The organism is Rhodothermales bacterium, assembly GCA_041391505.1.
Taxonomy (GTDB): domain Bacteria; phylum Bacteroidota; class Rhodothermia; order Rhodothermales; family JAHQVL01; genus JAWKNW01.
In genome coordinates, this window is the sequence record JAWKNW010000020.1 from 35,375 (window position 1) to 54,746 (window position 19,372).

Consider the following 19,372-nt stretch of genomic DNA (forward strand, 5'->3'; position numbering starts at 1 on the left):
ACCATGACGCCAGAGGAGTTCGACCGAATCAAGCAGGCTGAAAAAGAACATCTGCGGGCGCTCAAAAAGCTGAAGGAACAGGTTCGTTCTGCCGAGCGGTTGCAGACCATCAACCGGGCGCTCAAGGAGATGCAGGACGCCCCGGGCGAAGACATCCTGCGTACGCACGACGAGATGATCGAAAAACTCGCGCTGGAGACGGTCCGGCACGAGGTCAAGCTCGACATGGCCCTCTCCGAAGCCGCGGAGCAGGCCGAAGCCGACGAACAGAACGCCGTGTCGGAAGCCGAGATGGAGAAGCTCCGCGCGCAGTCGCTCATCCGCCAGGTCAAGATCGAGATGGGGCTGGAGGATGCCGGCTCGAAACAAGACCCTCCGTCAAACGTCGCACATCCTCAGACCAAGGCCGAAGCGTCCTCGGGAGGTACACCCCCAGCAAACCCTACTCCCACGACGAAGACCGGAACCGAAAAAACGATCGGCCGGCTTCGGAAATAGCGCTCGCCCGCGCGCCTCACGACACGCACACGTTTTCGCCGGATACCGTCGCTTCTTCGCCCATGAACGATGCTGAGATCAATTACACGAAAGAAGCCTTCCTGAGCCCCTGGAATCTCGGATTCCTGATCAGCTCCATGTTGGTGGCCTTCTTTCTGAGCGGGGATGCCGGCGCCGGCTCGTGGTTTAATGTTATTCTCATGCTCGCGGCGGCCGTGGAGTTGATGTACCTCGGCATTGTCCCCCGCCAGGAGCGCTTCAAACGGCTGGTCCGCGCGCAGCACGCCAAGGAGAAGAGCAAACCGCCCACCCAGAAGGAAATCTACCAGCTCCTCACCAAGTACAGCCAGCGCCGCTTCGCCCGGCTGCGGAAGCTTCAGACCGACATCCAGTCGAACTACCGCAAGATGAGCTACGCCTCCCAGGGCCTGCTCGACAGCCACATCAAGAAGATCAACGGCCTGATCGAATCCTACCTGAAACTCCTCTACCAGAAGGAACGGTACGAATATTCGTCGCAGAACGGCGCCGAGAAGGAGGTGGCCCGCGCCATCGAATCGCTGCGCGCCACGCTCAACGAACTGACGCCCCGCGTACGCGCCATCAAGGAACGCCACCTCAAGATCCTCGAACAGCGCCTCGAACGATTCAAGCGGAGCAAGGAAAACCTCGAGATCATCGAAGCCCAGCTCGCGACGATCGAGGATGTCATCAAATACATCCACGAGCAGTCGCTCACGCTGCGCGACCCCGAAGCGATCACGTTCCAGCTGGATACGCTGCTGAGCGAGGTCGAAGAAACCGAGGCCTCCGTCGAGGAAATCGAGGAAGTGTTTGCCAGCCCGGCGGATCTGTTGAGCGAGATGGATTCCTACGACATCGACGAAGAGTCCGAGCAGTCCTCCTCGCGCAACCGGACGCGCAACTAGGCCCTGTTTCCCAGCCTTTCCCAGCCATGACGTTCGACACCCTACGCTACGCCGTCGAAGACCGCGTAGCCACCATCACGATCCATCGCCCCGACGCCCTCAATGCGCTCAACGCCGCCGTCATGCAGGACCTGGCGCAGGTGCTCGACGAGGTGGATCGCGACGCGGAGGTCGCCGGCGTCATCCTTACCGGGGCCGGCCCAAAAAGCTTCGTCGCCGGCGCCGACATCAAGCAGTTTACGTCGCTCGACGGCCAGAGCGGATACCGGTTCGCCCTGGAGGGTCAGGCCGTATTCAATCGGATCGAGGGACTCTCCAAGCCCGTGATCGCTGCGGTAAACGGGTTCGCCCTGGGCGGCGGCTGCGAACTGGCGCTGGCCTGCCACCTCCGCATCGCGTCGGAAACCGCCTCGTTCGGACAGCCCGAGGTCAACCTCGGCATCATACCGGGGTATGGCGGCACGCAGCGTCTGCCGCGGATCGTCGGACTCGGCATCGCCCTCGAACTCATCCTCACCGGCGAGCGCATCGACGCGCGACGCGCCTACGAGATTGGCCTGGTAAACCGGGTCGTGCCGGCGGATGCCCTGCTCGACGAGGCCCGACGCATGGTACAGACGATCGGCTCAAAGGGACCGCTGGCTATCCGTTATGCCCTGGAGGCCATCCGGGCCGCACAGTTGCCCCTCGCGGAAGGACTGCGCCACGAGGCGGCCCTCTTCGGACATGCGTGCGCGACAGACGACTTCAAGGAAGGGGTCGATGCGTTCCTGAACCGGCGCAGCGCGAATTTCAGCGGCAAATAGCCCCGGCCTGGATCAGACAGGCATCGCGCTCGCGACAAACGTGGCGCCGGGCTCATCCACCTCGTGTTCGAAATGCCGGATTTTGATCGGGAATGTGGCTACGTGCGCCTCGGTCGGGGCATACACGATGCCCGAATACACCCCGCCTTTCTCCTGGATCGCGCGCTCGAGCGCGTCGACATCGGCCGCTTCATCGAATACGATCACGCCGCGGCATTCTTCCGCGCGATTTGCGGTGCGGACCACCTCCGCATAACCCAGCCCAGAAATCCCATTGATACTGACCTCCTGAAGAGCTCTCATCGGATACCACCCTTTCTCTGATGTGCATGGAGCAAAAGATCCCGTTGAGGATCGGACGTGCGGGGAGCATGATTGTCTTATCGGCAAAAGATGATCGGCACCAAATAAGACCGTTATGTAATAAAATCAGAATCGCCTCTGAAACAAGCCTCTGCCGGAATAATCCCCTACAACAACCGTTATTCTTTACAGAAAGCTCACTGTGCGGAACCGCGGCAGGGAAATGCGGGCTTTGAGGTATGCTGAGAAGCGGTCCAGGCGATGCCGGAAAAGTCTTCAGATCGCGCCTAACCCTGGCGTCCGAACGCCAGCGTCAGTTTGAGATGCGTCATGAGCACGTGCACGAAAGCCTGCTGCTGGAGTCGTTCGGCCGGCGTCACCGCGAGCGAAGGCAGGCTGTATCGCTCGATCCAGGTTTCCATTTTGGATCGAACGACCGGCTCGGAGGGAAAGCGATTCTCCGGGAAGTGGCCGGCGTAAAAGGCCCGGATGGTCTGGAGGCGTTTGTAGGCTGCTTCGTTTGCATCCAGCAGCGACGTATCGCGCTGGGTGATCATCGCCCCTCCTACGAGATAGTCCCGGTAGGCGAATGGCAGATCGAGGATGGTCGGCACCACCATGCTGGAGATCTGAGGCTCCTGGCGGAGCCCGACTTCGGCGGCGCGGGCGGACGTGACCGCCACGAGGCAGAGCGTTTCTTCCGCTACCTTCTCGGCATCCGAATTTTCGACGTGCTCGAGTGCGAGACGCGCCAGATCCTGCGTCGTGCCGATGATACCCAGCGTGCTAAAGGCCGTGAAGCGCGACAGACGGCTTAGCACACGATCCTTTTCAGACATATATCCTAGCATTTCGCACCGCGCATGGTACCAGATGCGCCATTATGTGGAGGGGCCTTCTTCTTCACCGCCAATCGAGTTCCGCATGCGGGTGTCGGCCTGGATATTTCTCAGTGTATAATAATCCATGATACCCAGGTTACCCGTACGAAACGCTTCGGCGATGGCGAGCGGCACCTGGGCCTCGGCGGCCACCAGTTTCGCTCGCTGCTCGACTACGGTCGCCAGCATTTCTTGTTCTTTCGCAACAGCGGCGGCACGACGTTCTTCCGCTTTTGCTTGCGCGACCTTGAGATCTGCTTCGGCCTGATCGGTCTGTAATTTGGCGCCGATGTTTTCGCCGACGTCGACATCAGCGATATCGATGGAAAGAATCTCAAAAGCCGTACCAGAATCCAGGCCCTTGGAGAGGACGACCTTGGAGATCGAATCCGGATTTTCGAGCACTTCCTTGTGCGTGGCCGAGGAGCCGATGGTCGACACGATGCCCTCGCCGACGCGCGCGATGATGGTCTCCTCGCCGGCGCCGCCGACCAGGCGTTCGATGTTGGCGCGCACGGTGACGCGCGCGATGGCGCGCACCTGGATCCCGTCCTTCGCGACGGCCGACACCGCCGGCGTCTCGATGACTTTCGGATTCACCGACACCTGAACCGCCTCGAACACGTCGCGGCCGGCGAGGTCGATCCCCGTCGCCTGCTTGAACGACAGATCGATGTTCGCCTTATCGGCCGAGATGAGGGCATTTACGACCTGCTGAACCCGCCCCCCGGCGAGATAGTGGGCTTCCAGCTCGCCGGAATCGACATAGATACCCGCCTTGTGGGCCGTGATCAACGGCTTCACGATCGCCGCAGGCGGCACCTTGCGAAGTCGCATGCCGACCAGGTCCCGCATCAGCTTCAGCCTCACCCCCGAGAAAAATGCTGTAATCCAGAGATTGACCGGGATGAAGTACAGAAACAGAATGAGGAAAAACAGGATGAGCAAGATGAGGGCGATCCCGCCCCCTGCCAACAGATCGAGCATGATTAAATCCGATTCAGCGAATACAATGGGTTAGCGTTCTTCCTTGCGATAGTCGCCGCTCTGTCCTCCTGTCTTTGCGAGCAGGTGAATGTCCGTAATGCGGATGCCTTTCGACACCGACTTACACATGTCGTACACCGTGAGCGCCGTTACCGAAACCGCGGTCAACGCTTCCATTTCGACGCCGGTGGGTCCGATCGTCTTGGCGAGCGCGCGGATATCGACCGAAAAGTCTTCTTCTTTGAGGGTGAGCACGACATCGACTCCTTTCAGCGACACATCGTGGCACAACGGAATCAATTTACTCGTTTGTTTGGCCCCCAGGATGCCGGCGATTTGCGCCACGGTGAGTACATCCCCTTTCCGAATCTTGTTTTCGGCGACCAGTCTGAACGCCTCTTCTCCAAGAACCACTTTGCCTGCGGCGACCGCGGTGCGCGCGGTGATGGATTTCTCCGCAACGTCTACCATACGCACGCCGCCCTGCGGGTCGACGTGCGTGAGTGATGGTGCGTCAGTCATACAATTCCTTTCTGCGAAAGATGAACGGAATAGGGGGTCTACCCTTGAAGATACTCCGGGGTTCTTCGATCGACAAGGACGTCGAGCGATAGAATCGGTACCGGCGGACAAAATTACAACGCTTATGCCGGCGCCTTGCGTTCCAGCCAGAGGGTGACCGGGCCGTCGTTCACCAGATGCACCTGCATCGACGCGCCAAAAATGCCCGTAGGCACGGGCCGGGCCAGCACCTCGCCCAGCCGGTCTACGAAGTACCGATAGAGCCTGTCCGCCTGCTCGGGGGGCGCCGAGTGCACAAACGAGGGGCGATTCCCTTTCTCGGCATCCCCGTAGAGGGTGAACTGGGAGACGACGAGCGCCTCCCCGCCGGCGTCGAGAACCGAGCGGTTCATCTTTCCGGCCTCGTCATTAAAGATGCGCAGCTGCGCGCACTTGCGCACGAGCCAGTCCGCCTCGCGCTCGGCATCGGCGACGTGCACGCCGAGCAGGATCAGCAAGCCCGGGCCGATCGCCCCGACGGTTTCGCCGGCCACATCGACCCGCGCCTCCGCTACCCGTTGCACCAGCGCGATCATACACCCCCCTCGCTCAAACGTGTCTCGAGAAAAGTCCGGAATGCGCGCATGGCCCGCCCCCGGTGGCTGATGGCGTTTTTTCGTGCCGGCGGCAACTCGGCGAACGTCAGCGTTTCGCCGTCCGGCAGAAAGAGCGCGTCGTACCCGAATCCCCCCGCACCCCGCTCTTCTTCCAGGATGCGCCCCGGGCAAACGCCGTCGAAAAAGTGCATGGCGTGCCCGTCATAAAACGCGAGCACCGTCCGAAACGACGCGGTGCGATCTGGCGCCTCCCCGAGTTCCTCCAGCAGAAGCCGCCGGTTCGCGGCCGGATTGGCCTCCGGACCCGCGTACCGCGCCGAATAGACCCCGGGCCGGCCGTCGAGGGCGTCGACTTCCAGCCCCGTATCGTCCGACAGGGCAGGCAGCTTCGTGTATTCGTAGACCTCCCGCGCCTTCTTGCCGGCATTGCCGCGCAAGGTCGGCTCGTCTTCCTCCACGTCCGGCATCGCGGGAAAGGCGTCGGCGCTGATCACGTCGACGGGCAATCCGTCAAGCAGCGCGCGCATTTCGGCAACTTTCCCGGCGTTGCGGGTCGCAAGAACCAGTTTCAAGGGCATGGCACCATTTCCTAAATGTCAAAAAATCAGCACTTCCGCAACAACGCCGGAAGCCCTTCCGTAGAGCTTCACGAACCTTTCAATGAATCCCTTGAGGGAGGGAGAATCATGAAACATTCGATCACTCGGCTGGGCGTATTGGCTTTTGTCCTCGCCCTCGCCATCCCGCTGCAAAGCAGCGCGCAAAACACACTCGACACCAAATCACCGGCATGGTGGACGGCCTACGGCAACCAGCTCGTGGCCTCGCTGGATTCGCCGGTGCCGAAAATTCAGGAGCAGGCGTTGAGCAATATCATCTTTTATGCGGCGCACTACCCCGGCAAAATGAACCTGGATCCGGCCACGTCGAAAATACTGGAGATCTACCAGACGGACAAAAAGGAGGCGCGCCGCACGATGGCACTCATGGCGCTCGATGCGCTGAGCAACGAAGCCGGCATGCGCCGCCTCAACACGCTCGTCCGCTACGAACCTTCGGAACGCGTAGAGCAACTTACGCGCGTCGTCCTGGCGAAATATTATGGCGGCTAGTTTACGACCGAAACCCTGAAAGAACAGAAAGGCCATGCAGACCGAACCGCTGCATGGCCTTTCTGTGATAAAGACTCGGTCAAGATGCGTGCAAGATGCTTGACGAGTGGAACAAATCGTTGTATTATTCTTTGCTTTCCTGGACTCCAACCAAACCTAGACAGGGAGAACACACTTGGCAGTAGGAATTAAAGTTCGCGATAACGAATCGATCGACCGTGCGCTTCGCCGCTTCAAACGCGCCGTGAACCGGAGCCGCGTCCTCCGTATGTTTCGCGCCAATATGGCGTACACGAAACCGTCTGAAGAGCGCCGTTTGGCCCGCGAAAAGGCCGCCCGCAACTCTCGCAAGCGTTCGCGCCAGTATTAAGAAACCAGCCGGTCTCGGACACCGTGGTGCCGAGACCGGGGGTTTGCATTTCTCAGACTTCTAGCCCCAGGGCTTCCGACACCAGCGCATCTTGTTGTTGCTGGTGTATTTTTGCGCTCCCCGACGCCGTACTCGCGCTGGCCGCCCGGCCCGCGTAGGCAAGGCGTTTGCCGCAAGCCCCGTGCTGACGTTCCAGCGCCGCCTCGATGCGATGCCGCAGGAACGTCCATGCGCCCATGTTGGCCGACTCCTCCTGGCACCACACCACCTCTTCCGCTCCGGCGAACCGCGCCAGTTCCGCGTCGATCTCCCGCTCGGGATACGGATAAAACTGCTCCACACGCGTTATCGCCACGGTTTCGGACAAACCGTCGTGCTTCTGCTGCGCCTGCAGGAGATCGTAATACACCTTGCCGCTGCAGAAGACGTGGCGCCGGACGCGAGCCGGGTCCGGCACGTTCGCCGGAATGATCGGCTGGAAGGAACCCTCCATCAACTCTTCCGGCGTCGAGATCGCGTGCGGGTGCCGCAACAGGCTCTTCGGCGACATGACGATCAGCGGACGCGCGATCGTGTTCTTGACCTGACGGCGCAACGCGTGGAAGAAGTTCGCCGGCGTGGTAAACGTGCCAACGATCATGTTGTCTTCCGCACACAACTGCAGGAAACGCTCCAGTCGCGCCGAGGAATGCTCCGGCCCCTGGCCTTCGTACCCGTGCGGCAGCAACAGCACGAGCCGGCTCTGCTGCCCCCACTTCTCCTCAGCCGCCGACAGGAACTGGTCGAAGATGATCTGCGCGCCGTTCGCGAAGTCACCGAACTGGGCTTCCCAGATGACGAGCGCATCCGGGAAGGCCACGGAGTAGCCGTATTCAAAACCGCAGGCTGCGTATTCGGAAAGGAAGCTGTCGTAAATCAGGAGTGACGCCTGCCCCTCCCGTATGTTGTTGAGCGGGATGTATTCCGCGCCCGATCGCTGATCGTACAGCACCGCATGGCGATGGCTGAACGTGCCGCGGCGCGAGTCCTGCCCGGCCAGACGCACCGTCGTGCCCTCCAGCAAGAGCGACCCGAGCGCGAGCGCCTCCGCGAAGGCCCAGTCGATCTTCTTTTCCTCGGCAAACAGGGCGTCGCGACGCTCGAATTGCCGCATCAACTTCTCATGGACGTTGAAGCCCTCGGGCAGCTGCACCAGAGAGCGCACCGTCGCCTCCAGATCCTCGCGCCGGGCCGAGGTATCCACCGGCGGCTCTTCGCGGACCTCGCGCCGGCGGGGCAGCACCTTCAATTCTTGCTTGTTTTCCTTGAGCGCCTTCACCCGATCGAACGCCTCCTGGAGCAAGCCCCGGTAATCGTCCAGCATCTTCTCGGCTTCGTCCAGCCCCATATCCCCGCGGCGAACGAGCAGCTCGGTGTAGAGTTTGCGCACGGAGCGCTTGCCTTCGATCTTCTGATAGAGCAACGGCTGGGTGTACGTGGGCTCGTCGCCCTCGTTGTGACCGTGGACCCGGTAACAGAGCAGGTCGATCACCACATCCTTGTTGAAGACCTGTCTGAAGTCGAGGGCGAGCCGCATGATGCGCACACACGACTCCGGATCGTCGCCGTTGACGTGGAAGATCGGCGCCTGGATCATCCGCGCCAGGTCGGTGGCATACGTCGAACTGCGCGCGTCGCTCGCGTTGGTCGTGAAACCGATCTGGTTATTGATGACGAGGTGCAGGGTGCCGCCGGTCGTGTAGCCGCGCAGCTGACTCAGGTTGAGCGTCTCGGCCACGACGCCCTGCCCGGCGAACGCCGCGTCGCCATGGATGAGCAGCGGCAGCACGGCGTCCTTGTAATCGCCACCGGGCGCTTCGGCCCGCGCCATGCGCATCAGGTCCTGCTTCGCCCGCACCATGCCCTCTACAACCGGATTGACGGCCTCGAGATGGCTCGGGTTGGATGCGAGCGCAATCTTGACGGTAGCCCCGCTCGGCGCCTCATGCACCCCCCGCGAACCGAGGTGATATTTCACATCACCCGATCCCTGGGTCGTATTGGGATCGATGCTGCCCTCAAATTCGGAGAAGATGACCTCGTAGGGTTTATTGAGGATGTTCGCCAGCACGTTGAGCCGGCCGCGGTGCGCCATCCCGATCACGACCTCCTTCACTTCCTGATCCGCGGCGTCGGACAGCATCGCGTCGATCATCGGGATCATCGTTTCCGATCCCTCGAGCGAGAACCGCTTGTGCCCGATGTATTTGGTGTGCAGGAACCGCTCGAACGCTTCGGCCGCATTGAGCCGATGCAGCAGCCGGCGTTTCTCCTGATCCGACAGACTGTCCATCCCGCGCATCGGCTCGATGCGCTCCTGGAGCCAGCGTTTCTCCGCCGGCTCCGAAATGTGCATGTACTCGATCCCGACCTTTCGCGAATAGGTCTGCCGCAGGATGTCCATCACCTCGCGAAGCGTCAGGACGTCATGCCCGCCAAGTCCGCCGGTGATAAACCGCCGATCCAGATCCCAGATGGTCAGTCCGTAGGTAGCGGGATCCAGCTCGGGATGATACGTCCAGTTGGAACCCAGCGGGTTTACGTCCGCCTGGAGGTGAGCGCGCACCCGGCAGGCCCGGATAAACTGAAGCACGCTGGCCTGCTTGTGGATCAGATCCATCTCGGAATCCCGGCCGCCTTCACGCACGAAATACGGCGTGGAGTCGGTGGCCATCGCATACGGCTGATACGGGATGCCCAGATCGGAGAAGACCTCGCGATAAAAATCGTGTTTGCCCTGGATCAGCTCGGACACGTACGCCAGGAAGGCCCCGCTCTCCGCGCCCTGGATGACGCGGTGATCGTAAGTGGAGGTGATGGTCATCACCTCGGAGATCCCCATCTTCTTGATGATGTCCGGCGGGACCGCCTCGTACTCCGGCGGGTACCCGATGGCGCCGACGCCGATAATCACGCCCTGGCCCGGCATGAGCCGGGGTACGCTGAGCACCGTCCCGATCATCCCCGGGTTGGTCAGCGTGGCGGTGGTCCCATCGAAGTCTTCCGGCGTCAGCTTTCCGTCGCGGGCCCGCTTCACGATGTCGTTGTAGATCCCCAGCAACTGAAGGAAATTGATCTGGTCGGCGCCCTTGATGTTGGGCACGAAAAGCACGCGCTTGCCGCGGCGCTCGATATCGATGGCCAAACCCAGGTTGGTCCCCTTCGGGACGACCTGCTGCAGCGACCCATTGGATCCACGGACGGTTGTATTGAGATTCGGGAATCGCTTCAGGCCCTTGACGACCGCCCACGCCACGAGGTGCGTAAACGACACTTTTTCGCCGCCGACATAGCGCTGATATTCGTTGATCAGCGCCCGGTTTTCGGCCATGAGGCGCACCGGCATCGCGCGCACCGAGGTCGCCGTCGGGACGCCGAGGCTGGCCTCCATGTTTTCGACGATCTTGGCGCTGGCGCCGCGCAGCGGCACCAGTTCGGTGCCCTCGGCTACGGGAGCGCTTTCGCTGCCGGCGGCGCACCGTCACCCTCCGCCGGCGGCGTCGGCGATTCGGGCGCCCCGACAGGCTGCGGGTCGCGACGTTATGAACGAGCCGTACGAATCCGCAATAAACGATTCCGACGGCTGATAGTCCGCGAAGAAATCCTGCCAGCTTTCGCTGACGCTCTGGGATCTAAGAGATACTGGTTATACAGTTCTTCGATATAACCGGTATTATATCCTAAAGCACCAACATAGACGCGGTTGAATGTCAGGGACTACGTGAACATACTCGTAACGACGGGCATTTGGGCGACCTCGAACACGGCTATCAGTCGTTCCGCTCGAGTCTGATTACGCTTTCGATGCGATGTGTGCGGAAAAAGATCGACCGCCGCACGTCGGTGATTCGATACGTGCTTCCAAGCAACGCGAGGTCCCGCGCCTGCGTCTGGGGATTGTGCTCACATAAACGATCCGCCGCGCTCCCAGGGCCGCCAGCGGCGGAACGAAAGATCAGCAGGCCTGCTCGCGGCGGATCCAGAATGACCACATCCGGTTACGGCATGCGACTAACAAAGTGGTCGAGCTGGAGTTTCCGGAGATTGGCGAGAACGAACGTACAGTTTTCGACCTGATTTGCCGCGGCATTGGCCCGGGCATTGGCAACAGCCTCGGGAACGACCTCGATGCCAATCACGTGCCGCGCGTGAGCGGCCACATAAATGGAGATGGTGCCGGCGCCGCAAAACAGATCATAGACCAGGTCGTCCGGCCGGAGGTCCGCGAAGGCCCGGGCCACTTCGTACAGGCGCTCGGCTTGCGGGGTATTGGTCTGGAAAAAAGCATTCGGGGCAATCTCGAACCGAAAGCCGCCGATGACGTCGTGGATGACCCCTGGCCCGAACATGACATGCGTCGCTTCGGCCAGCGCGGCTTGCGCCGGCCCGGTGTGGATGCTGTTGACAAGCGTCGTCACTTCCGGGATATGCGCCTTCAGGTGGCGCTGGAGCAGCTCCATCCGGTCGGGTTCATACCCGTTGGTGTAGAGGTTGACCATCAGCTCGCCCGTGCGCTGCCCGCTGCGAATCACGAGATGCCGGAGGTAGCCGTGGTGCTTCCGGATATCCCACGGCGCCCAGTCGTTCGCCTTCGCGAGGTCGCGGAGGGCATTGACGATCCGGACGCTGGTCTCCGACTGGAGGTAGCAGGCGCTGATGTCGATGACTTTGCTGAAATGGCCCGGCGCGTGGAGCCCGAGCGCAAAATGGGTGTCGATCGGATCGCCCGACGCGATCTCGTCCGTCGTGAGCCACCGGGCGGCGCTGAACGAGAACTCCATCTTGTTGCGATAATAGTAGATCGGGTCCGCGCCGATGGTGGGGCGCACGGGCACATCGGAAAAACCGCCCGTATGCCGGAGCGCGTCTTCTACGCTCTGCTGTTTGGCATCCAGCTGCGCCTGATAGTCGACATGCTGCCATTTGCATCCGCCGCAGGTGCCGAAGTACGCGCATCGGGGCGACGTACGCAGCGGGCTCGGTTCGAGGAGTTCGAGGATCCGCCCTTCGGCGTGTTTTCGCTTTTTCTTGAGCACCTGGGCGCGTACCCGATCCCCGGGCACGCCGCCGGCCACAAAAAAGACGATGCCATCCACCCGGGCGAGCGACTTGCCGCGGTCGGCGAATTTTTCAATGACCAGTTCGATCTCTTCGAGCTTCTTCACGGACTCAACCTGTAGGGACTACGGCGCGGAATGATCAGACCTGGGTCATGACGCGCGCCTCGCTGCGCATCACGGCGATATCCTGGAGTTTCATGGCGTGCACGCGGCCATCGCGCTCGGCGATGGCCCGGTTGTAGGCGATATGCTGCGCGGCCACATAATTCCCCAGCGCATGAAGCAGCAAGGCGGCCACCCGGGGCTCCTGCTTCATCATGTATTTCATCTCCGGCCGGAAGAAACCCAGCACGCGCGTCTCCGTGATCGCCTGGGCCGTTTCGAGCCGGCGAAAATCGCCCAGGACCGCCAGTTCACCGAAGATGCCGTAATCGGCCACGGTGCGCAAATCCTGCATGGCGCCATTGGCCTCTTCGACCAGCAGACGCACGCGGCCCTGCTCGACGAAATACAGCCCGAGGCTGGGATCACGCTCACGATAAATGTACTCGTCCCGCTTGTACTCACGGCTGTGCAGCGCCTCGGCCAGAATGTCCAGTTCATTGCGCTTGAACGCGGCAAGCAACGGCACCTGACGCAGCGCCTTCCGTGTTTCACGGGAGTGCTGATCCTCCGCGGGTTGCACGGCACGTCGGTACGCGGAGCGGAGCGTATCCACCAGGCGATCGACACGCGTGCGCATGGTCTCGATTTCCTGCATAGGTCGGTTGGAGTCAGAAGGCATGGCCGATTCCGAAATGGAGGCGGGATTCGCTGAAGGCGTGGTCGAAGAAGCCGCCTCCGCGCGACGGGTCATGCACTTTGTAGGCGAGATCTAGTCGTACGATAAGATATTCCCACGCCAAACGCAGCCCGAATCCGGTGCCGACGCCTAATTCGCGATAAAATGAATCGAATCGAAAACGCCCTACGGCGCCGCCCGGATTCCGGGGGCCTACCCATACGTTGCCGGCATCGCCGAACACGGCAACGATCCAGTTCGCCGCAAACACGTCGTGCATGAAGGTGCTGCGCCATTCGAGGCTCCCCTCGAGCTTGATCTCTCCCCCCAGGATCGGACTGCTGGAATCCAGCTGATTCCGGCCCGGGCCGAGTTCACGCAGCCCCCATCCCCGTACGCTCGCCGCGCCCCCGCTGTAAAAGCGGCGATCGAACGGCACGACGTCCGCATCGCCCGTCGGATGGGCGAAACCTGACACAAATTTCCACGCCAGGATCGAATTGGCGTTCAATGGTTTGTACCTGCGAAAATCCGCGCTCAACCGGATGTACTGCCGGTAAATGAGGCTGTTTTCGGACGAACTGCCGCGAAACAGGCTGAGCCCGGGCAGCCGGCCCTCGAGGCTGTCCGGCGTGGCAATATACCGGTCGATCAGATACGGCAGGTTGCCGCCGATCTCGAACGATCCCTCATAGCTGTACCCCTGATCGCGCCGCAGCGGATTGACGTTGGCCGAGCGGATGGAGTAGCGCAAGGCATTGTTCACCTGGGGCTCGGTGTAATCCTCCTCGATCTGGGCCCGCTGCACGGGGTCGTCGATCGCGTCGACGATCTTGTCCAGAAAGGCCTCCTTGAAGCCCACGAGCGTGTCCGGATTGCTGAGGGTCAGGTCGAACGCGTCGAGGAACGTGTACAGCGTGGGGCGATGCTGCATTTCGATGCGCAGCCGCGCCGAACCGCGCCCCCGGATTACGAGCCGCAACTGCTCGCGCCGTGCCGTCAGAAACGATACGGAGAGCTGGCTGCGGGCGTCGTACAAATCGAAGACGTCTTCGAACCGGTTGAACGGCTTGATCAGATAGGGCACCGTGAGCGACGAGGAGACCTCGATCTGCGCCGACGTAAAGACTTTCGAATCGATGTCCGCCGCAACGGACCCTGTCGTGCTCAACCGGAACAGCTCGCCCCGCCCCAGCACGTTCGCGTTTTCGTAGGTGACGCCGAGCCCTGTGCCCAGTTCGTTGTCCGATGTCGAGAGCACCCCGTTGCGCTGCAGCATAAACGTCTCGAATCGCATCTGATGCCGCTCGCGCGTCCGCAGCTCGATGCGATGCGGCAAGTGCAGCGGCCCGGCGACGCCGATACGGCTGGTATCGGCCATGAGGGCTTCGATGCGCGTGAACGAGAAGACGCCGGTACCTTCAAGCCGGCGCTTGGTGGCCAGTACCAGCGACTGGTTATACCATTGCCCCGGCTCGAACTGCAGGGCCCGCTGCAGGAGGCTGCTCCGGAGCCGCCTTTCCCCCGCGATGCGCGCCGTCACCGTGCCGGCGCTGTCGCTCGAGAGATCCCGGAGCGTGTCCGTCCGCACCTGGTAGACCCGCTCCGGACCAAGTACATCGAACTGCACGCCATCGAACCGAAAGCGCTCACCCGGTTGGATAAGAAACCGGATATCCAGCGTATCCGCGCTTCGCGGGAAAACGATCGCGCGGATCGAGTCGCGCGTGGCGGAAGCAAAGCCTTCGTCGCGGAGAAAGGTGAGGATCCGGCGGCGCTCATCGTGGAGCACGGGCACCGTGAAAAGCTGACGATCCGGAAGAAACGAAAGGCTGTCTCCTTCGACCCGGATCCGGGTCGGCTTGAGGAGCGATTGCCCGGCCAGTTCGCGGCGCTGAACGAGATCGAGCCCATCGACCTCGTACGATACCGCTCCGATATAGGTCGGCGGCCCCTGGTCGATGAGGAAACTCACCTCGAGCCGGCCGTTCGACAGGGTGTCGATGTGCGCTTCGATTTCGGCCTGGCGGTAGCCTTCCTGTCGGTAGGAGTTGACGAGGCGCTCGATGTCTTGCTGGACCACCGTGGTGTCCAGATACGCCGGCGGCTCTCCCGTGGCGATCAGGGCGCGCCCGAGGCGTTTCCCAAAGACGTTCGATTCACCGAGTTGATGGAGCCAGAGCCACCACGTGAAGCCGGGGATGCGAAGAAACCGACGGTTGGCGCGCGTGCGCACGCGGGCTTCGAGCTGATCGCCGGTGAACGTCCTGTTGCCCTTGAAACGGACGCGATTGACGATGGGGCGCGGGGCTTCGGTGAGGGAATCCGGACGAACCTGCGCCGTAGCGGGGGGGGCTTGCAGCACGAAGAGCAGGGCGAGAAGCGCCCGGCAAAAGCGAAACGCAGAGATGGCGGCGTGCGGGAAAACGAAGATCGGGCCGGCGTGTACCGGGTAAAGGGGATGGCGCTGGGCGGTGCGAGGTTCAGGATGTGTGCGACAGATCAGACACAAGCGTGACTACTCCTCTTCGAAATAGAAGTCATCGTCGGCGGTAGGATAGTCCGGCCAGATTTCCTCGATGCTTTCGTAGGGCTCGCCGTCGTCTTCCATCTCCCGAAGGTTCTCGATGACCTCAATAGGAGCGCCTGTACGCTCCGCAAAATCGATCAGCTCGTCCTTCGTAGCCGGCCACGGCGCGTCTTCCAGATAAGAAGCAAATTCCAAAGTCCAGTACATGGTCGACGAGTCTGCTAAAGGTGCACGTGAAGGTTGGTGGTAGCCTGGCACAGCGGCTCCGTTCGCCGTTGCGCGGAAAGCACGATAGGACGTTCGTTTTATAAAAGCAATATCTGCTCGTGGGCAATTACGCCACCCGTCCCGCTGAGCCATACTCATGCGGGGCACGCGCGAGCGATGCGTGTGTTCCGACTGGGGAAAGAGAAACGCGAGCCCTGTTTGGACCGGGATCAGTCGAGCGAACTTTCCGTCGCCTCAACTTCGGCGAACATCTCGCGGTACTGCTCCGGCGTCATGTTGGGCAGGAAGAAGTAGATAGGATTGACCGAGCGACCGTCGGCGCCACGCACTTCGTAGTGCAGGTGCGGTGCTGCGGAAAGCCCCGTATTGCCACTGTATCCGATCTTCTCACCCCGCTTAACCTGCTTGCCCCGGGCGATTCCCGACGGGATTTCCGAGAGGTGGGCATAAACGGTGGTGTATCCCGTGACGGGGTGTTTGATCTTCACAAAATTACCGAGACCCGAGTTGCGACCCGCTTCGAGAACGACGCCGTCGCCCGAGGAATGGACGGGCGTGCCGCGGGACACCAGGATATCGATGCCGTGGTGCATCCGGTTAATGCGAAGAATGGGGTGGAACCGCTGGCCATGGCCCGAAACGACGGGGCCGTCGGCCGGCAGGATGGCCGGCATCTGGGCGAGCCAGTCGCTCCGCTTTTCCGCCAGATTGGCGAGATCGCGGTAGCTTTCGTTCTGGAGGTTCATCTGGCGCTCCAGCTGATCGAGCTGGGCGGCCGTTTCGCGGAGCAGTTCGCTCGTGCTCGGGCTGAACCCATCGAATTCATCGTAGGCGTCGGCGCCGCCGACACCGACCTGGCGCACATCTTCAGGAATCGGATCGGCCTGGAGGATGGTCCGGTAGAGCTCCTGATCGGACTGGGCCAGTGCATCCAGCTGAGCCGAGAACTCGGACATCTTCTGCCGTACGGTGGTCAGCTGTTCCTGAAGCACCTCGTTCTCATGGATGAGCGCGAGTTCTTCCGGGGTGCCCACCATCTGGTCGATCCCCCACGTCAGGAAGCCGGCCATCACCAGAGCGATCAAGAAGAGCACACTGCCCTTCTTGATCATTTTAGAGCGCTTAGGCTTTAACTCGACAAACGAGAAGGTCTGTTCGTCGTAGTAGTAATATCTATTTTTTGCCATAGGAGCAACGCTTATCCCGCCATTTACTTCGAATCCAGTGCATGCTCACAGCAGGAAGAGGTATCACGGAAGCTCGCTTGACGAATCCGGGGAGCATACGCCTCTTCGAGAACTTCACGACCAGTAAGGCGCAACCGTGCGATTGTCTGCATGATGTCCATCAGGTTACAATGGCAATCGGCCGCCTGGCTGTTCACTTAAGCTTACTATGAGATACCGGACTACCTGTGGGGGATAGTCCACTATCAAACAAGGGGTAGCACGAACGAGAATGAGAAAACACTCTGTACACCTGGCTACGCTTATTTTCTGGCCCAAGAAATATAGGAGCGAGGATATCCCTTGTCAACAGTGAGACCCATCGTGCGACACGAAACGGAAAGATGGCGCTGGAATCGTGTCATTTCCATCACCTCTATACAATTTTTCTGCCAAACTACGGCCCTGGCAATACGTTCCCCATATTAAACCCTGCGTCATTCGTAATCGTGCTCGAAATATTCGATACCGCGCAGCGGCATGCTCGATTCGTTTTTCCGGATTCGCTCGGCGAGGCGCTTGGCAAAGACCTCGGCCGGATCGTATCCGTAGTGACGCAGCAGATGATTCATCGCGATCACCTCGCAGATGACCGTGATGTTTTTTCCGGGGGTGATGGGGACTTTTACGAGGGGGAGATCGACGCCGAGGATGGCATAGGTATCATCCACCATGCTGATGCGGGTATAATCCTCGTCGGGATCCCATAACTGCATGTTGACGACGACCTCGATCCGCTTCTGGAAGCGAATCGCCCGGATGCCGAACATGGCCCGGATGTCGACGAGCCCGAGACCGCGCACTTCCATGAAGTGCTGCACCAGGTCGGTACCGGAGCCCATTACGATCTGCTCGCCCTGTTTTGTGGCGATCACCACATCGTCCGCAACCAGCCGATGTCCGCGCTCCACGAGGTCGAGCGCGACTTCGCTCTTCCCGATCCCGGATTTGCCCATGATGAGCAATCCGATGCCGTAGACCGCGACCAGCGACCCGTGTACGGGCTGCTGCAGGGCAAACTGATCGTTCAAAAACTCGCCGAGGAGGGACATGAAGCGAGTCGTGGGGGTCGCCGTCACGAAGACAGGCACCTCCACTTTCGTCGCCATCTCCACCAGTTCCGGATCCAGCTGGTTGTTTTCCGTCAGAAAAATGCACGGAATGGGAAACTGGATCAAATTTTCGAAGGCTTCGCGGCGCTTGTTCTCCTTCAAATGCCCCAGGAACTGGGTTTCGGTGTTTCCCAGGATCTGCACACGCTGGTACGTAAAAAGATCGACGTAGCCGGCCAGCGCGAGCCCCGGACGATGCAGGTTGCTCTCCGTCACCCGCCGGCGCGATGCGTCCACGGCGTTGACGGACGAGATTTCAAGCCCCATCCGGGCCGAGAGCTGCTCGACGATAAAATCGACCGACAGACTCTCTTTTTTGAAGACTTGGGGTGTGTGCGCCATATCGGCCGAAACGTCAGGGTACTTCGACTTTGTCGAGAATGCGCTGCACGATGTCCTCGCTCGTTACCTCCTCCGCCTCGGCCTCGTAGGTCGGGGCGATGCGGTGCCGCATCACGTCCATCGCGATCGAGCGGACGTCTTCCGGCATCACGTAGGCCCGGTGCTGCAGGAAGGCATGCGCCCGGGCGGCGAGGTTGAGGTTGATCGTGGCGCGCGGAGAAGCGCCGTATTCGATGAGCGGCGTCAGCGCATCGAGCTTGTACTGCGTGGGCTGACGGGAGGCCATGACGAGGTCGACGATGTATTTCTCGACCCGTTCGTCGATGTACAGATCGTTGAGCACGAGGCGGGCGGAGAGGATTTGCGCCGGCTTGATCACCGGCCGCACGGTCAGTTTTTCACCGGTGCGCGCCATGCGCCGCATGATTTCCAGTTCCTCGTCGCGGGTTGGGTAGCCGACCTTGATCTTGAGCATGAACCGGTCCACCTGCGCCTCCGGCAGCGGATAGGTGCCTTCCTGCTCGATCGGGTTCTGGGTGGCCAGCACCAGGAACGGCTCCTCGAGCTTGAACGTGGTCTCGCCGATCGTTACCTGCCGCTCCTGCATGCTCTCGAGGAGCGCGCTCTGCACCTTCGCCGGCGACCGGTTGATTTCGTCCGCCAGGATGATGTTCGAGAAGATCGGCCCTTTTTTGATCGTGAAGCTGTTCTCCTGCTGGTTGTACACCAGCGTGCCGAGCAGGTCGGCCGGCAGGAGGTCCGGCGTGAACTGGATGCGCTGGAACTGGGTGCTGATCGCCTGGGCCAGCGAACTGACGGTCAGTGTCTTGGCCAGACCCGGTACGCCTTCAAGCAGCACGTGGCCGTCGCCGAGCAGCCCGATCAGCAGGCGTTCCACCATGTAGCGCTGACCGACGACCACCCGCCCGATCTCGTTGAGCAATTCATCGACAAAGACGCTTTCCTGTGCTATCCGCTCGTTCACAACGGCCAGATCAAATTGGGCCATACTCTGTTTCGTTTTGGGTGAGTCTGGATGGATACGGTACG

At 61.0% G+C, this 19,372-nt stretch carries 19 protein-coding genes; 5 read left to right on the forward strand and 14 right to left on the reverse strand.

Going from position 1 to position 19,372, the window contains the following annotated elements:
• Positions 1-3: 3 nt before the first annotated feature.
• The 3 genes from R2834_17235 to R2834_17245 all read left to right on the forward strand — a co-directional run bounded on the left by R2834_17235 (position 4) and on the right by R2834_17245 (position 2,233).
• On the forward strand, positions 4-498 hold the full coding sequence (locus R2834_17235; GenBank protein MEZ4702081.1) for a hypothetical protein: 495 nt from the start codon (positions 4-6) through the stop codon (positions 496-498).
• 62 nt (positions 499-560) lie between these two features.
• Positions 561-1,427 (forward strand): hypothetical protein, encoded by an 867-nt coding sequence (locus R2834_17240; GenBank protein ID MEZ4702082.1) that lies wholly within the window; start codon positions 561-563, stop codon positions 1,425-1,427.
• Positions 1,428-1,453: 26 nt separating this feature from the next.
• Positions 1,454-2,233, forward strand: coding sequence for an enoyl-CoA hydratase-related protein (locus R2834_17245; GenBank protein MEZ4702083.1), 780 nt, complete (start codon positions 1,454-1,456; stop codon positions 2,231-2,233).
• 12 nt (positions 2,234-2,245) lie between these two features.
• Here the strand turns inward: R2834_17245 and R2834_17250 are convergent, their stop codons facing one another.
• The 6 genes from R2834_17250 to rdgB all read right to left on the reverse strand — a co-directional run bounded on the left by R2834_17250 (position 2,246) and on the right by rdgB (position 6,100).
• Positions 2,246-2,536: a hypothetical protein gene (locus R2834_17250; protein ID MEZ4702084.1), complete on the reverse strand. Its 291-nt coding sequence runs from the start codon at positions 2,534-2,536 to the stop codon at positions 2,246-2,248.
• Positions 2,537-2,823: 287 nt separating this feature from the next.
• Positions 2,824-3,375, reverse strand: coding sequence for a hypothetical protein (locus R2834_17255; protein ID MEZ4702085.1), 552 nt, complete (start codon positions 3,373-3,375; stop codon positions 2,824-2,826).
• Between the two features lie 42 nt (positions 3,376-3,417).
• Positions 3,418-4,404, reverse strand: coding sequence for a flotillin-like protein FloA (floA, locus tag R2834_17260; protein MEZ4702086.1), 987 nt, complete (start codon positions 4,402-4,404; stop codon positions 3,418-3,420).
• A 30-nt stretch (positions 4,405-4,434) separates the two neighbouring features.
• Positions 4,435-4,926, reverse strand: a complete 492-nt coding sequence (gene moaC / locus R2834_17265) for a cyclic pyranopterin monophosphate synthase MoaC (GenBank protein MEZ4702087.1) — start codon at positions 4,924-4,926, stop codon at positions 4,435-4,437.
• A 122-nt stretch (positions 4,927-5,048) separates the two neighbouring features.
• The gene (dtd, locus tag R2834_17270; protein MEZ4702088.1) at positions 5,049-5,501 is read right to left on the reverse strand and encodes a D-aminoacyl-tRNA deacylase; all 453 of its coding nucleotides are present in this window, start codon (positions 5,499-5,501) and stop codon (positions 5,049-5,051) included.
• Positions 5,498-6,100 carry an RdgB/HAM1 family non-canonical purine NTP pyrophosphatase gene (gene rdgB, locus R2834_17275; GenBank protein ID MEZ4702089.1) on the reverse strand — a complete coding sequence of 201 codons (603 nt, stop codon included), beginning with the start codon at positions 6,098-6,100 and terminating at the stop codon, positions 5,498-5,500. Before rdgB ends, dtd begins: the two co-directional genes overlap by 4 nt.
• A 108-nt stretch (positions 6,101-6,208) precedes the next feature.
• Here rdgB and R2834_17280 point away from each other — a divergent pair, with 108 nt between their 5' ends.
• Both R2834_17280 and rpsU read left to right on the forward strand, forming a co-directional pair.
• Complete coding sequence (locus R2834_17280) at positions 6,209-6,634, forward strand: hypothetical protein (GenBank protein MEZ4702090.1); 426 nt, start codon at positions 6,209-6,211, stop codon at positions 6,632-6,634.
• Positions 6,635-6,809: 175 nt separating this feature from the next.
• A complete protein-coding gene (gene rpsU / locus R2834_17285; protein MEZ4702091.1) occupies positions 6,810-7,004 on the forward strand; it encodes a 30S ribosomal protein S21 in 195 nt (64 codons plus the stop codon).
• Positions 7,005-7,056: 52 nt separating this feature from the next.
• Here rpsU and R2834_17290 read toward each other — a convergent pair whose 3' ends face one another.
• From R2834_17290 to R2834_17325, 8 genes are all read right to left on the reverse strand, one after another.
• On the reverse strand, positions 7,057-10,473 hold the full coding sequence (locus tag R2834_17290) for a multifunctional oxoglutarate decarboxylase/oxoglutarate dehydrogenase thiamine pyrophosphate-binding subunit/dihydrolipoyllysine-residue succinyltransferase subunit (GenBank protein MEZ4702092.1): 3,417 nt from the start codon (positions 10,471-10,473) through the stop codon (positions 7,057-7,059).
• A gap of 568 nt (positions 10,474-11,041) precedes the next feature.
• Positions 11,042-12,208: a 23S rRNA (uracil(1939)-C(5))-methyltransferase RlmD gene (rlmD, locus tag R2834_17295; GenBank protein MEZ4702093.1), complete on the reverse strand. Its 1,167-nt coding sequence runs from the start codon at positions 12,206-12,208 to the stop codon at positions 11,042-11,044.
• A 34-nt stretch (positions 12,209-12,242) separates the two neighbouring features.
• The gene (locus R2834_17300; protein ID MEZ4702094.1) at positions 12,243-12,887 is read right to left on the reverse strand and encodes a cyclic nucleotide-binding domain-containing protein; all 645 of its coding nucleotides are present in this window, start codon (positions 12,885-12,887) and stop codon (positions 12,243-12,245) included.
• Positions 12,877-15,249, reverse strand: a complete 2,373-nt coding sequence (locus tag R2834_17305; protein MEZ4702095.1) for a BamA/TamA family outer membrane protein — start codon at positions 15,247-15,249, stop codon at positions 12,877-12,879. Before R2834_17305 ends, R2834_17300 begins: the two co-directional genes overlap by 11 nt.
• A gap of 153 nt (positions 15,250-15,402) precedes the next feature.
• The gene (locus tag R2834_17310) at positions 15,403-15,609 is read right to left on the reverse strand and encodes a DUF2795 domain-containing protein (GenBank protein ID MEZ4702096.1); all 207 of its coding nucleotides are present in this window, start codon (positions 15,607-15,609) and stop codon (positions 15,403-15,405) included.
• Between the two features lie 242 nt (positions 15,610-15,851).
• Positions 15,852-16,829 carry a M23 family metallopeptidase gene (locus tag R2834_17315; GenBank protein MEZ4702097.1) on the reverse strand — a complete coding sequence of 326 codons (978 nt, stop codon included), beginning with the start codon at positions 16,827-16,829 and terminating at the stop codon, positions 15,852-15,854.
• 476 nt (positions 16,830-17,305) lie between these two features.
• Positions 17,306-18,322, reverse strand: coding sequence for an HPr(Ser) kinase/phosphatase (hprK, locus tag R2834_17320; GenBank protein ID MEZ4702098.1), 1,017 nt, complete (start codon positions 18,320-18,322; stop codon positions 17,306-17,308).
• A 13-nt stretch (positions 18,323-18,335) separates the two neighbouring features.
• Positions 18,336-19,331 (reverse strand): MoxR family ATPase, encoded by a 996-nt coding sequence (locus R2834_17325; GenBank protein ID MEZ4702099.1) that lies wholly within the window; start codon positions 19,329-19,331, stop codon positions 18,336-18,338.
• Positions 19,332-19,372 lie beyond the last annotated feature (41 nt).

What these genes read in the sequence shown, in the direction of transcription:
- hprK (MEZ4702098.1), bottom strand. Translation starts at nt 18,322, where the DNA reads ATGGCGCACACACCCCAAGTCTTCAAAAAAGAGAGTCTGTCGGTCGAT.
- R2834_17280 (MEZ4702090.1), top strand. Translation starts at nt 6,209, where the DNA reads ATGAAACATTCGATCACTCGGCTGGGCGTATTGGCTTTTGTCCTCGCC.
- R2834_17325 (MEZ4702099.1), bottom strand. Translation starts at nt 19,331, where the DNA reads ATGGCCCAATTTGATCTGGCCGTTGTGAACGAGCGGATAGCACAGGAA.
- R2834_17240 (MEZ4702082.1), top strand. Translation starts at nt 561, where the DNA reads ATGAACGATGCTGAGATCAATTACACGAAAGAAGCCTTCCTGAGCCCC.
- dtd (MEZ4702088.1), bottom strand. Translation starts at nt 5,501, where the DNA reads ATGATCGCGCTGGTGCAACGGGTAGCGGAGGCGCGGGTCGATGTGGCC.
- floA (MEZ4702086.1), bottom strand. Translation starts at nt 4,404, where the DNA reads ATGCTCGATCTGTTGGCAGGGGGCGGGATCGCCCTCATCTTGCTCATC.
- R2834_17255 (MEZ4702085.1), bottom strand. Translation starts at nt 3,375, where the DNA reads ATGTCTGAAAAGGATCGTGTGCTAAGCCGTCTGTCGCGCTTCACGGCC.
- rdgB (MEZ4702089.1), bottom strand. Translation starts at nt 6,100, where the DNA reads ATGCCCTTGAAACTGGTTCTTGCGACCCGCAACGCCGGGAAAGTTGCC.
- moaC (MEZ4702087.1), bottom strand. Translation starts at nt 4,926, where the DNA reads ATGACTGACGCACCATCACTCACGCACGTCGACCCGCAGGGCGGCGTG.
- R2834_17300 (MEZ4702094.1), bottom strand. Translation starts at nt 12,887, where the DNA reads ATGCCTTCTGACTCCAACCGACCTATGCAGGAAATCGAGACCATGCGC.
- R2834_17250 (MEZ4702084.1), bottom strand. Translation starts at nt 2,536, where the DNA reads ATGAGAGCTCTTCAGGAGGTCAGTATCAATGGGATTTCTGGGCTGGGT.
- R2834_17315 (MEZ4702097.1), bottom strand. Translation starts at nt 16,829, where the DNA reads ATGGCAAAAAATAGATATTACTACTACGACGAACAGACCTTCTCGTTT.
- R2834_17235 (MEZ4702081.1), top strand. Translation starts at nt 4, where the DNA reads ATGACGCCAGAGGAGTTCGACCGAATCAAGCAGGCTGAAAAAGAACAT.
- R2834_17245 (MEZ4702083.1), top strand. Translation starts at nt 1,454, where the DNA reads ATGACGTTCGACACCCTACGCTACGCCGTCGAAGACCGCGTAGCCACC.